Source organism: Ignavibacteriales bacterium (assembly GCA_026390575.1).
GTDB lineage: Bacteria > Bacteroidota > Ignavibacteria > UBA10030 > UBA10030 > Fen-1298.
Map to the genome: position 1 here is coordinate 136,084 of JAPLFR010000009.1, position 13,416 is coordinate 149,499.

A 13,416-nucleotide genomic window follows, 5' to 3' on the forward strand; every position below is an offset into this window, starting at 1 on the left:
GTGGGCAGGATGAAGTGCCGTGTAGAAAGCATCTATTCATTTCGCAATCCACAATTCGGAATTTGCAATTGCCAGAAGATAAAATCATAGTTCGTGGCGCACGCGTACACAATCTGAAAAATATCGACGTTGACATTCCGCGCGATTCATTGACTGTTATCACCGGCCTTTCCGGATCTGGAAAATCGAGCCTGGCGTTCGATACAATCTATGCCGAAGGACAGCGCCGATATGTTGAAAGTCTTTCTGCCTACGCACGCCAGTTTCTCGATGTGATGGAACGTCCCGATGTTGATCTCATCGAGGGACTGAGTCCGTCTATTTCCATTGAACAAAAAACTATCAGCACAAATCCGCGCTCGACTGTCGGCACCGTCACAGAAATCTACGATTACCTTCGCCTGCTCTTCGCACGCGTCGGAACGCAATTCTGCTACAATTGCGGCCGCAAAGTCCAGCGGCAATCAGTCGACCAAATCATTGAAGCCATTCTGAATTATCCGAATGGTTCGAAGCTTCAGATTCTTGCACCGGTTGTCAAGGGACGTAAGGGGCATTATAGGGAATTGTTCGAGCGCATCATGAAAGATGGATTTCTTCGTGTTCGGATGGATGGCGAAGTGCGACAAATCGAAAAGGGGATGAGGGCTGACCGCTATAAAATTCACACGATTGAAATTGTCATTGACAGAATTGTCTTGAAGAAGGAAATGCGTTCGCGCATTGCCGATTCAGTCGAGATGGCGCTGCGTTATGGCGAAGGAGTTCTCATTGTTCATGATGGCGAAAAGGATCAGCTCTTCAGTCAAAAATCGTCATGCCATGAATGCGGAATCAGCTATGAAGAACCGGCGCCGAATTCATTTTCATTCAACACGCCGGCTGGCTATTGTCCAACGTGTGAAGGACTTGGCGAGCTGCGTTCGTTCGATATGAAACTCATTATTCCCAATGAAGATCTGTCGATCAATCAAGAAGGACTTGCTCCGTTGGGCAAGCCGCGCCAGACATGGATGTTCAGCCAGATTAGCGCAGTGGCAAAGAAATATGACTTCGATTTCGATACACCGATAAGAAATATTTCCACGGAAGCGCGTGATGTGTTGTTCTACGGATCGCACGGAGAGAAGTTGGAGATAGAATACACGCACGATAAAACGGGGCGCGTGCAAATCTACAAACACCGCTTCGAAGGTCTTCTTAAAATGTTAGACCGTTGGTACGAAGATACATCGTCTCATCAAGTGCGGGATTGGGTGGAATCGTTTATGGCGACAAGTCCATGCGAAGTGTGTAAAGGCGGCCGGCTGCGAAAAGAAAGCCTGTCTATCCGTTTAGAAAATACGAAGACAGGCAAACGAACGAATATTCACGATGTAGTGACTCTCTCCATTACACAAGCCAGGCAATTCTTTGAAAACCTCACACTCAGTCCACGTGAGGAAGAAATTGCTCGTCAGGTATTGAAAGAAATACGACAACGCTTGGACTTTCTGTTGAATGTAGGATTGAGTTATCTCACGCTCGATCGTGGTGCGCGGACGCTCTCTGGCGGTGAAGGACAACGGATTCGTCTGGCTACACAGATAGGCACACAACTCGTTGGTGTCCTTTACATTTTAGATGAGCCGAGCATTGGCTTACATCAGCGTGACAACATTAAGCTGATTGGTTCTCTTAAATCACTCCGCGATCTGGGCAATACTGTTATTGTCGTTGAACATGACAAAGAGATGATTGAAAGCGCTGATTTTGTTGTCGACCTTGGTCCGCGTGCAGGCGAACATGGCGGGCATGTTGTAGTGACAGGAACGCCAAGCCAATTAAAAATGAAAAATGTTTTAATGAAAAATGGTAAAAGGAAAAAGGGAAAAGTTGATTCTGAAAACTCAAATCACCAATCTCTCACATCGGCATATCTTCGTGGAGAGCACAGAATCGATATTCCTAAAAAACGACGGCAGGGAAGTGGAAAGTCACTCATCATAAAAGGAGCAGAAGGCAACAATCTCAAGAATGTTACTCTGAAAATTCCGCTTGCAAAATTTGTATGTATTACCGGTGTAAGTGGTTCTGGTAAATCTACTCTTATCAATGAAACGCTTTTTCCGATTCTTTCGCGAAAGTTTTATAAAACGAAACTCGTTCCGCTTCCCTTCAAGTCTATCGATGGATTGCAACACATTGACAAAGTCATAGACATCGACCAGTCGCCAATCGGCAGAACGCCGCGATCAAATCCTGCGACGTACACAGGACTCTTCACGCTGATCCGGGATTTATTTACACAATTGCCCGAGGCGCAGATTCGCGGTTACAAGGCAGGGCGCTTCAGCTTCAATGTGAAAGGCGGGCGGTGTGAGAATTGTGAAGGCGATGGAGTAAGAAAAATTGAAATGAATTTTTTGCCGGATGTGTATGTCCATTGCGATGTTTGCAACGGCAAGAGATACAACCGCGAAACACTTGAAGTGCATTATAAAGGAAAGTCGATTGCCGATGTACTGAATATGACAGTCGATGAAGCGATGGAACAATTCAGCGAGCTACCGCGCATTCATCGGCATTTGCAAACGCTGCATGATGTTGGAATGGGTTACATCCGTTTGGGCCAGCAAGCGACGACACTTTCCGGCGGCGAAGCGCAGCGTGTAAAACTCTCGACAGAACTTTCGAAAATCGGTACCGGTAAAACACTTTACATTCTCGACGAACCGACAACAGGTTTGCATTTTGAAGATATCCGGATGCTGCTTCTCGTGCTGAATAGATTGGTTGATAAAGGAAACACGGTTATCGTTATCGAACACAATCTTGATGTAATCAAAACTGCGGACTGGGTTATTGATTTAGGTCCCGACGGCGGCGATGAAGGAGGCGAGATTGTTGCAGAAGGAAAGCCGGAAGAAGTTGCGATGAATCAACGATCATACACGGGAGAATATTTAAGGAAGGAGTTGTGATCTCTCCGACCGCCCCGCCTGCCATCAGCACGCCTGCGTGTTGTAACGCTACGGTGTGTAAACACGTTGTATGTGCGGCGGGCAGGTTCAAGCGATCGGAGAGGTGGATATTGTTGTGACCGTCACCAACTATGCATAACAGAGCAGGTGACGGTCACAGGAAGCGATTTCTTTATTTTGATACCCAAGGATTTCTCTTTACAAAGAATCTCCATTTCTTTTCCAAGCCCGAGCGAATACCGATTCTTGCAGTTCGGGCAATGGATGAAGAGGGTATCGTCTTGGCGTCAATAATAATAATTTCACTATCGAGCAAATCTAATCCGTTCTTTTTTCGCGCAATACTAAACGCCTGACAGAACTTTGCTGGACCGTTGGTAAGATTCCTGAGAGTGTCGGGAATAGAATCCCTTCTTAGCTTTTTCTTCTTTTCGCTCAACGGCTCAACTACTCCACTGCTCAAATGCTTTTTCCGGTTCTCTGTCATCACTTCAATTCCGGCTATAGGTTCGACGGCGCGAATAAGTACCGCTTCTCCTATTCCTTCGTTTCCTGTTACTACATTAGAACAGAAATGCATACCATAAGTGAAATAGACATATAAATGCCCGCCTTCCCAAAACATTACATCATTACGTTTAGTCCTTCCGCGAAATGCATGAGATGCCGGATCTCCTTTGCAGTAAGCTTCAACTTCAACAATCTTTCCAATAAGTAATTTGCTACCGATCTTCCTGACTATGTACTTGCCAAGAAGGTCACGAGCAACTTGAAGTGTCGGGCGAAGATAGAAAGAGCGGGGGAGTGGTTTCAATGAGCAATGTGCAATGATAAGTGATCAATTAGTAATAAGCAGTCAGTTATCAGCAGTCAGTTATCAGTTCTCAGTTCTCAGTTCTCAGTTCTCAGTTGAAGAGACTCAATTCACACATTAAGGATTTTCTCTTAGTTACCGTTTTTGGAATTCTTTCATTATGCGGTCAATATCAGACTCAGAAATTCCTATTCCATACTTTGGTTTTGAGTCGACCGGTTTCGCCGATTCGACATGAGCAATGGGAGACTTAATAATTTCTTCTGTCTTCTCTATTCTTGTTTCTGTAATCTGTTTTTCAATAACGTTTCCTGCCTTCAATCTAATCCGTTCATCAATTTCATCCATCCACGATTTAACCTGATGCTGAGGAGAAGAAGCATAGTGAGATGCTTTTGCAGGTGTAGGTGCTTTGTGGGTAACTTCTGCGGATTGTCCGCCAAATTTCTCCGGTGGGTTGACAGGACGAGTTTCAAATGTCAGACGCTTGATGTTTATCAAATGTTTTGCAGATACATTTTCAGAAACGATGGATCCGCCCCACGTGCCAGGACCGAGCGTGAGAGATGGCATCAATTCATTTGTATAACCGATCGCACCGAGCGAAGACGTGGTGTTCACAAGAATTCTAAACGCCGGCTTTTCTAATCCGAATTTTAAAATAACTTCTGAATCACTTGAGTGAATCACCATTGAGTGACCTATGCCGCCGAATTCCAACATTTCGATACAGCGATGACATCCTTCTAACCAGCCATCTACGGTAAACATAGAAAGCACAGGTGAAAGCTTCTCGCGCGACAGCGGATATTCTTTCCCAACCGCCGGTATTTCTGCGATTATACAAGTTGTATCATGTGGAATATCGAAGCCGGCTTTTTCCGCAATATACTTGGGGGACTTACCGACGACCTCCGGATTCAACCCACCGCGCGGATCGAACATCAAGCGCGATAATCGTTCTTTTTCTTCCGGAGAAGCAAAATAAGCGCCTCGCCGTTTGAATTCTTCAACCGCTAATTTCTTAATTGGCGCATCGAGAATGACCCCGGATTCGGTAGAACAAAGTACACCCCAATCGAATGATTTTCCAAAGACGATATCGGCAACGGCTTTCTTCACATTTGCTGTGCGCTCTATGAACGATGGTACATTCCCGGGTCCTACACCGTATGCCGGTTTGCCGGCACTGTACGCTGCCTTTACCATTGCACTGGAACCTGTCGCGAGAATAATTGCAGTTAGTTTATTCTTCATTAATTCGCTCGTGCCTTCGCTCGTCGGCATTGACATACATTGTATCAATCCCTTTGGGGCACCTGCTGATTCTGCCGCTTGAGTGAGGATGCGTGCTGCTTCGAGTGTGCAGGTAACTGATTTTGGGTGCGGACTTGCAACAATGGCATTGCGCCCTTTGAGTGCAATGATCGACTTGAACATCATCGTGGAGGTCGGATTGGTGGAGGGAATAAGCGCCGCAACCACGCCCATCGGTTCTCCGATTTCGATTATGCGTTTCTCTTTATCATCATTAATAACGCCGACGGTCTTGAGGTCTTTAATCGATTCCCACACTCGTCTCGTAGCGAATTCATTTTTAAGTTTTTTGTCTGCTACTTTACCGAAGCCCGTTTCTTCTACCGCCATCTTTGCAAGTTTCTCCGCTGCATTGAAACCTGCATCAGCCATCGCTTTGACAATCTTATCAACTTTTTCCTGTGTGTAACTCTTAAACGCAAGCTGTGCTTCTTTGGCGCGTGTGAGGAGATCACGTGCTTCCTGAATTGATTGGAGGTCTTTATCCATATTTCTATTCCTGCTCTTTCCCAACAAGTATTGGAACGAATGTAAATCTATTTCTATTGACAATCAATTTATACAACCGCTTGTTTTTCAACAAATGCGGTTCTACATTAAATTAAATCTCTATGCGATGGAAACTTGAAAATATTCTTAAGAAGAACGGCGGCGGGATCCTGCTGGAAGATGAGACCATCATTGTTCTCAATAAACCTGCCGGATTGTTAGTGCTTCCGGACCGGTTCGACAGGAAATTGATGAATCTTTATGATCTTCTGAAAGAAACGTTCGGAACTATTTTTGTTGTGCATAGAATTGATAGAGAGACCAGCGGTGTTGTGCTCTTTGCCAAGACTGCCGAAGCGCATGCGTTTCTCAATGCTGCATTTGAAAAGCGGCAAGTGGAAAAGTCATATCGGGCAATTGTTGTCGGATCGCCAAATGCTGATAGCGGCTGCATAGATTTTCCGATATCAGAGAATGAACATGGCGTGAGAAAAATGAAGATCGACAAGAAAAATGGAAAGGAAGCGATTACAGATTATAAAGTACTAGAAAAAATAAATGGTTACGCGCTTATAGAGGCAACGCCGCATACAGGGCGCACACACCAAATCCGCATTCACTTGAGCGCCATCGGATTACCGATTCTTGCTGATCCTTTGTATAGTAACAGCGGCCGGTTTTTTCTTTCGAGCATCAAGCGGAATTATAAATCGAATGGGGAAGAGAAGCCGCTGTTAGCGCGGACGGCTCTTCATGCTTTTTCTCTTTCCTTTATCCATCCTGCAACAGGCGAGAAGACGTTCATAGAAGTTCCCATGCCTAAAGATATGGAAACAGTATTAAAAGTCTTGAAAAAATATCAGTAAAAATGAGGTGTGAGCGACGTTTCGATTTCAATTGATTGTCAAACCAAAGAGCGATAACGGAAAATCTGTTTCTACCTTTGTCCAAGTGGTCCCGCCGTTTGTCGTTCTCAGAATTGTTCCTCCAGCTCCGACGATGATGCCAAGGTTTTCATCGAAGAATTGGACTGAACGCAAATCACTGGCAGATTGACCCTCAATCGCAGTCCACTTTGTTCCGCCATCCTGTGTACGTAAAATCGTTCCCTCAGTTCCAACGACGAATACATTTGCTGAGTCGATAGAGTAAGCATTAAACAATTCCTTTGTCGTTCCGCTCGCTTGTGATATCCACGTTTTGCCGTTGTTTGTAGAGCGAAGAATTATTCCGTCTCCACCGACTACAATGGATGTAGATTGAGAAAGAAGCACGACAGCATTTAACCAATTTGCCGTTCCGCTTTCCTGCAATGTCCATGTCGTTCCGCCATCGCTCGTCCCGATAATTGTTCCCATTGCCCCGATGGAAATACCGGTTTTGCTGTCAACAAATGCAATATCGCGCAGATGGTTAATTGTACCTGACGGCTGTTTGTTCCATGTGGTACCGCCGTTCGTTGTTCTCAGCATAAGGCCATAATCACCAACGACTATTCCGGAATCTTTGCTTGTGAAGCATGATCGGAATAATGGTCTGGTGGTTGTACTCAGTTGAGTCGTCCAAGTCGCTCCAGCGTCGTTCGTACGGAGAATAATGCCGCTGTTTCCCACAGCAGTAGCACTCGTTTGGTCAATCGCTGTGATTGCCATAAGTGTATTCTCGCTTGTGCCGACGATCTTCGACCAGGTCGTACCGAAATCTTTAGATTGGAGAATCATGCCATTCGCTCCAACGCCGGTTGCAATATTACTTTTTGGAAATCCACCAGGTGGTTTTGTTGTCGCTTCCTGCACGATTGGTTTTTGCAACACCGGTGTCATAGCATTCCATGTAACTGCACCATCCGTTGTTCGAATAATAGTTTGTTGACCCCCAACTGCAACGCCAACTTTCGTATTAGCAAATGCCACTGCAATAAATGTGCTGCGGGTGGAATTCGTTTGCTTCAGCCAATTTGGTTCTCTTAAATAGGAGGTAAGAATTGTTGCAGAACTCCCTACGGCGATAGAAAAGTTTGAGGAGGGAAGAACCGTACAAAAAAGTGTTTGTGCAATGCCGCTCGGTTCTAATGTCCAGCTTATGCCGGCATTCGATGTATGAAGAATTGTTCCGTTTTGACCGACGATGATTCCATTATTCGATCCGTTAAAAGCAACGGAGTAAAAATTATAAGTGATGAAAGAAGAAGATAGATTTGTCCATGTAGTTCCATCATCTGTTGTGCGGAGAATTATTCCGTGGTCACCGACGGCGATTCCTGTTTTGTTGTCCAGCAAGACAACACTGTTGAGATTGACACGAACGCCGCTTGTCTGCATGAACCAATTGTTCCCGCCATCGAGAGAATGATAGATGACACCATTCTCACCAACAGCAGTACCGGTCGTCCCATTACTGAAGAAGATTGAGCGCAGGGTTTCTTTTGCATTGATGAGTTGGTTGGTCCAGGATGTTCCGCCATTTGTTGTCATAAGAAGAACACCGTTTGCCCCGACAGCAAATCCACGCGCTGAAGTTGTAAAAGCTACTCCGTTCAACGGAGTCGTTATGTTGTTGATAGTGCGCCACATTGACCACGTGCTGCCCATGTCGGTAGAACGTGCAACAGTTCCGCTATCGCCAACGGCAATAACGGTGTTTGCATCTGCAAATGTTATTGCTCGCAGTGATACTCCCTCCGACGGCGTGTTCTGAGAATAGACGATCTTCCATCCAGCTAAATTCATGATCCAGCACATGCAGATCAGCAGCCATGGAATTTTTCGTTTATGCCTTTGCATTGTATCTTTCCTCAGGTTCCGACGTTAGCTGCCAAACTCAATATCCGATTGCTGTATCGATTTTTTGTTTGCCGGGATGCCAAAATGTTTATAGGCAAGTGCGGTTGCCTCGCGGCCACGGGAAGTGCGTTTCAAAAAACCCTCTTGAATAAGATACGGTTCATATACTTCTTCCAGCGTTCCAGGTTCTTCACCAACCGCAACGGCAAGTGTGCCGACACCGACCGGTCCGCCATTATAATTATTAATAATGGCATGCAAAATGCGTTTGTCCATCTCGTCAAACCCGTGCTCGTCCACTTCCAGCGCCTTGAGTGAAAATTCAGCAACTTCTTGTGTGATGAAGCCATCGAAATGCGCTAACCGTGTATCCGCTTGTGCAAAATCGCGGCACCGTTTTAATAGACGATTGGCGATACGCGGCGTTCCGCGTGAACGTTTAGCAATTTCTATGGTTGCTTCTGACTCTGTCGCTATCGATAGAATACCAGCCGAGCGCCGGATAATGCTGTCTAATTGGTCGTACGAATAATAATCTAAACGATTTGTAATGCCGAACCGCGATCGTAAGGGTGAACTCAGCAATCCGGCGCGTGTTGTAGCTCCAACCAGAGTAAATGGTTGAAGACCAAGCTGAATGGTTTTTGCCCCAGGTCCGCTGTCTATCACAATGTCGACTCGAAAATCTTCCATCGCGGAATACAAATATTCTTCTATTCTTGCAGGCACACGATGGATTTCGTCAATGAAGAGCACTTCCGATTCCTCGAGCGAAGTAAGAATACCGGCGAGATCGCCTGGCTTTTCCAACGCCGGGCCAGATGTCATTTTAATACCGGTGCCCATTTCGTGTGCAATGATGTGGGCAAGCGTTGTCTTGCCAAGTCCAGGGGGACCAGTCAATAAAACATGATCGAGCGGTTCGCCACGCTGCCGTGCTGCCGCAATGAACACTTTCAGATTCTCAACAATTTTATTTTGTCCGACAAAATCTGTGAGCGCAGACGGGCGTAACGTTTGATCGAGATCAATTTCTTGATCCAGTCGTTCAGGTTTTGTCAAATTAGACTGTCTCATTTATACAGAATTACTAAGTATGCAAAATTACCAAGAACCGCAGAGAATTGCAACACAACACTTGAAAAACATTTAGTATTGCATTGCGGTTGATTTATCGGGCGTTCGTGTGGCGGAGCGCACGTTTAACGAGTTCTTCAAGAGAAATGATCGAGCCCTCGGTTTCTTTTAAAACGAGTCGGATAGACCTCTCAGCGATTTGCAGATTGTAACCCAGTGATGTAAGCGCTTGAAGCGCTTCCGTGCGCATCGCGGCAGAGGCCATATCGGGAGCTGACATATGGTCAGTATCTGCAATCACCCTGCCGACCTTATCGCGTAACTCTAAGATCAAACGTTCGGCTGTTTTTTTACCAACGCCGGGAATTGCCGTCAGAGCAGTGACGTTTCCACTGAGAAGATGGGATTTGAGTTCTTCTACGTTCATTCCAGAAAGAATGCTCTGTGCAATCTTTGGTCCGATGCCCGATACCGAAATGAGAAGTCTAAAGAGCCGTCGTTCTTCGTCTGAAAAAAAACCAAACAATTGCATGGCATCTTCGCGTACATGAAAATGCGTCAGCAGGGAAATGGAAGAACCAACATCCCCAAGTTTTTCATATGTCGAGAGCGGAATACTCACGGTGTAGCCAACGCCGTGCACATCAATAAGGATTTCGGTAGGACTTTTATATTTGAGGATACCCGTAAGAGATGCAATCATTTTTTCCTCACGACTCGTTCTGGATGTGAGTGAATGAAATCCGACCAGCTTCGATGTGTATTCGACGCCGTCCTCCGCGTGCGTCGGGACGTTGCTTTGCCGCCCGTGATTCGGAATGAATGACATAAGGCGACTGCGAGCGCGTCCGAGACATCGAAATATTTCGGCGTCTCGCGGAGTTTCAAATGTGTTTTCACCATGAACTGCACTTGCTGTTTAGAAGCTGCACCGTTGCCGGTAACGGCTTTCTTGACTTCGCGTGGAGAATATTCGGCAGTTGGAATTTCATGATTCACTGCCGCCAAAATTGATACGCCGCGTGCGTGGCCAATTTTCAAAGCTGATTGTGCATTCTTTCCATAGAAGGCGGTTTCGATGGCAAACTCATCCGGATGATATTGGTTGATGATTTCACACAGCCGGTCATAAATTCGCTTCAAACGGATTGGCATAGAATCATTGCCGGAATTTTTTACAACATTATACGTAAGAATAGAATACTTTCCCCGCACCACATCTATAATGCCAAAACCAGTAACGAGAGTGCCAGGATCAACACCGAGAATTATCATACTAGTACCAATCAGCTAATGCCGGTTCCTATGCGCGCCAGTTCCTTGTCGTCAATATCGAAATTGGCGTGTACTTTTTGCACATCGTCATAGTCCTCAAGCACTTCCATGAGTTTCAATAAGTTCTCCGCATCTTTTCCTTCTACTTTTACAGTATTATCGGCGATGAGAAGAATCTCTGCAGATTCGATCTTAATGCTTTTTGAAAAGATGGCTTGTCTCACCTTTTCAAAATTTTCAGGATTGCAAATAATACTGTACTCGTCTCCCTCGATTTTCATGTCCTCGGCTCCTGCATCAAGAATGATGGAGAGTAAATCATCTTCCGGCACAACAGACTTTGGAACAAGGATGATGCCTTTCTTGTGAAATTGAAACGCGACAGATCCGGACATCGCAATCTTACCATGGTTTCGTTCAAGTATATGACGGATGTCCGAAATTGTGCGGTTTTTATTATCCGTCACGGTCTCGATAATAATAGCGACACCGCCAGGTCCGTAGACTTCATACACCGCGTCTTCATAATTAACGCCGGGTAATTCACCCGTCCCTTTTTGAATAGCGCGCTTAATATTGTCGGCAGGCATGTTGCTTGCTTTCGCCTTATCAATCGCGAACCGCAGTCGTGCGTTGCTGCCTGGATCGCCGCCGCCAAGTTTTGCGGCGACAGTTATTTCCTTGATGACCTGCGTGAAGACTTTGCCGCGTCGTGCATCGGTAACGGCTTTCTTCCGCTTAATTGTTGACCATTTGCTATGACCGGACATTGTTCCTCTCCTTACATGGTGAGAGTTATGAAGCCATTGAGCCTTTGAGCTGATGAGAAGATGAACGTTAACGTATGATGAATAAAATATTTTTGTCCAAGTCTATTATGACTCATATGCTTATCTGCTCATCGGTTCACTTAACATCTCGAATTTTTAATTGCGGAACGGTTTCACCGGCGAATTCTCCTTCATCCAACGAGAAGACAACATCAACTTTACTGCCGTTGCGCACTCGGCTTAATAAATGGCCGAGATTAAATCCAATAGCATCCACAATATGGGTGTTGCTGCGTACCTTAAAGCGGAGATGATTCTTTCCGACAATGCGCGGTTGTCCAAGCACTTCCACGTTACGTGCTGCAAATACGGGACGCATGTTCTCTGGCCCGAACGGCGCGAATTGATTTAACACTCGAATAAATTTTGGCGTTAAATCGGAAAGCTGTAATTCTGCGTCAATCTTTATTTCCGGCGTAAGCAATTCTTCCGTCAGAAGTTCAGCGGCAACTTGCTTGAACGCATCGCGGAATTCATCGAGCCTGTCTAATTCTACTGTCAAGCCGGCGGCATATTTGTGTCCGCCAAATTGTATGAGTTTGTCTTCACACCGCTTCAGTGCCTCATGAATATTGAAGCCGGAGATACTGCGCGCAGAACCTTTCGCAACGCCGTCAACCGTCGTCATCATAATGGTGGGACGATAATATCGCTCTACTAATCGAGACGCGACAATGCCGATCACACCCGGATGCCACGCTTCCTGATGCAAAACGATTGCGCTGTCGTTGTCCGCCTCAAGAACTTTCTCTACAATTTCCTGCGCTTGAAGAAACGTTTCCTCATCTATCTTCCGCCGTTGAAAGTTTTCATCTTCCATAACACGAGCGATTTGAACAGCACGATCGTACGAATCGCTCGCAAGCATTTCAACTGCTCGGTTGGCGTCTCCCAATCTTCCCACCGCGTTAATACGCGGCGCAAGTACGAAGACAATCTGTCCGGAAGAAATTCTGCCAAGTGATAATCCAGAGGTTTCGATGAGTGCTCGAATTCCAGGTACAGGGATAGAGTTCATCAGCTCTAATCCTAATTTGACCATAACACGGTTTTCATTGACAAGCGGAACGATATCCGCTGTGGTTGCGAGCGTTACGTATTGTAAATAGTCGAGCAGGCGTTTTGGCGCATCTTCGCCAAACTTGCTCCGAATTGGTTCGGATGTTGCAAGCGCTTGAATGAGTTTGAATGCCACTCCGCATCCGCAAAGATATTTAAACGGGTACGAACAAGATGGTTTCAGAGCGTCAAGTACGGCAGTGGCGTTTGGGATTTCATTCCCAGGTTCATGGTGATCACAGATGATGATATCGATGCCGTAGGAGCGAGCATATTCCACTTGCTGGACTGCCGTAATACCACAATCAACAGCAATCAGAAGTGTAGCGCCGGCATCACGCACATGATCAATGCCTGCAGTCGAAATACCATAGCCATCTTTGATTCTGTCTGGAATAAAATAGCTGACGTTTGCGCCCGCATCTTTCAGAAATTTCCACAGCATCGCAGTGCTATCAGTTCCATCAACGTCGTAGTCACCAAACACAATCATGTGTTCATTGTTGAAGACTGCCAGTGAGATGCGCTTTACAGCTGCATCCATATGATCCATGATAAATGGATCGTGGAGATCTTCCATGCTGGGCCGGAAGAATGTCCGTGCCTTCTCGAATGTATCAATGCCTCGGCTTACAAGTATCTCGGTTAGTACAGGAGATATGGAAAGTTCCTGTGACAACGATTGCACTCTCTCCGTTATTTCCGGCGTTACAGTCGTATCACTCCGTAATGTCCAGCGGTATTCCTTAATAGGTGACAAAGGTATCCTTTAGTTCGATGATTGATGTATGCGGCGAGAAACCTGAGCG

The 13,416-nt window shown here is 45.8% G+C and carries 10 protein-coding genes; 2 read left to right on the forward strand and 8 right to left on the reverse strand.

The window, feature by feature from the left end; all coding sequences use genetic code 11:
* The first annotated feature begins 68 nt into the window (after positions 1–68).
* Positions 69–2,963: an excinuclease ABC subunit UvrA gene (gene uvrA, locus NTX44_09095; GenBank protein MCX6121762.1), complete on the forward strand. Its 2,895-nt coding sequence runs from the start codon at positions 69–71 to the stop codon at positions 2,961–2,963.
* A 172-nt stretch (positions 2,964–3,135) separates the two neighbouring features.
* Here the strand turns inward: uvrA and NTX44_09100 are convergent, their stop codons facing one another.
* Both NTX44_09100 and NTX44_09105 read right to left on the reverse strand, forming a co-directional pair.
* Positions 3,136–3,777 carry a DNA-3-methyladenine glycosylase gene (locus tag NTX44_09100; GenBank protein MCX6121763.1) on the reverse strand — a complete coding sequence of 214 codons (642 nt, stop codon included), beginning with the start codon at positions 3,775–3,777 and terminating at the stop codon, positions 3,136–3,138.
* Between the two features lie 135 nt (positions 3,778–3,912).
* Positions 3,913–5,583: an aldehyde dehydrogenase family protein gene (locus NTX44_09105; GenBank protein ID MCX6121764.1), complete on the reverse strand. Its 1,671-nt coding sequence runs from the start codon at positions 5,581–5,583 to the stop codon at positions 3,913–3,915.
* Positions 5,584–5,705: 122 nt separating this feature from the next.
* Here NTX44_09105 and NTX44_09110 point away from each other — a divergent pair, with 122 nt between their 5' ends.
* On the forward strand, positions 5,706–6,449 hold the full coding sequence (locus NTX44_09110; GenBank protein MCX6121765.1) for an RluA family pseudouridine synthase: 744 nt from the start codon (positions 5,706–5,708) through the stop codon (positions 6,447–6,449).
* 27 nt (positions 6,450–6,476) lie between these two features.
* Here the strand turns inward: NTX44_09110 and NTX44_09115 are convergent, their stop codons facing one another.
* The 6 genes from NTX44_09115 to recJ form a co-directional block, all read right to left on the reverse strand.
* The gene (locus NTX44_09115) at positions 6,477–8,366 is read right to left on the reverse strand and encodes a YCF48-related protein (protein MCX6121766.1); all 1,890 of its coding nucleotides are present in this window, start codon (positions 8,364–8,366) and stop codon (positions 6,477–6,479) included.
* 24 nt (positions 8,367–8,390) lie between these two features.
* Positions 8,391–9,428: a Holliday junction branch migration DNA helicase RuvB gene (ruvB, locus tag NTX44_09120; protein MCX6121767.1), complete on the reverse strand. Its 1,038-nt coding sequence runs from the start codon at positions 9,426–9,428 to the stop codon at positions 8,391–8,393.
* A gap of 109 nt (positions 9,429–9,537) precedes the next feature.
* Positions 9,538–10,146 carry a Holliday junction branch migration protein RuvA gene (gene ruvA, locus NTX44_09125; protein MCX6121768.1) on the reverse strand — a complete coding sequence of 203 codons (609 nt, stop codon included), beginning with the start codon at positions 10,144–10,146 and terminating at the stop codon, positions 9,538–9,540.
* Entirely contained in the window at positions 10,143–10,718 is a 576-nt protein-coding gene (gene ruvC / locus NTX44_09130; GenBank protein ID MCX6121769.1) for a crossover junction endodeoxyribonuclease RuvC, read from the reverse strand. Before ruvC ends, ruvA begins: the two co-directional genes overlap by 4 nt.
* Positions 10,719–10,729: 11 nt before the next feature.
* Entirely contained in the window at positions 10,730–11,488 is a 759-nt protein-coding gene (locus NTX44_09135; protein ID MCX6121770.1) for a YebC/PmpR family DNA-binding transcriptional regulator, read from the reverse strand.
* Between the two features lie 136 nt (positions 11,489–11,624).
* Positions 11,625–13,367, reverse strand: coding sequence for a single-stranded-DNA-specific exonuclease RecJ (recJ, locus tag NTX44_09140; protein MCX6121771.1), 1,743 nt, complete (start codon positions 13,365–13,367; stop codon positions 11,625–11,627).
* Between the last annotated feature and the right edge of the window lie 49 nt (positions 13,368–13,416).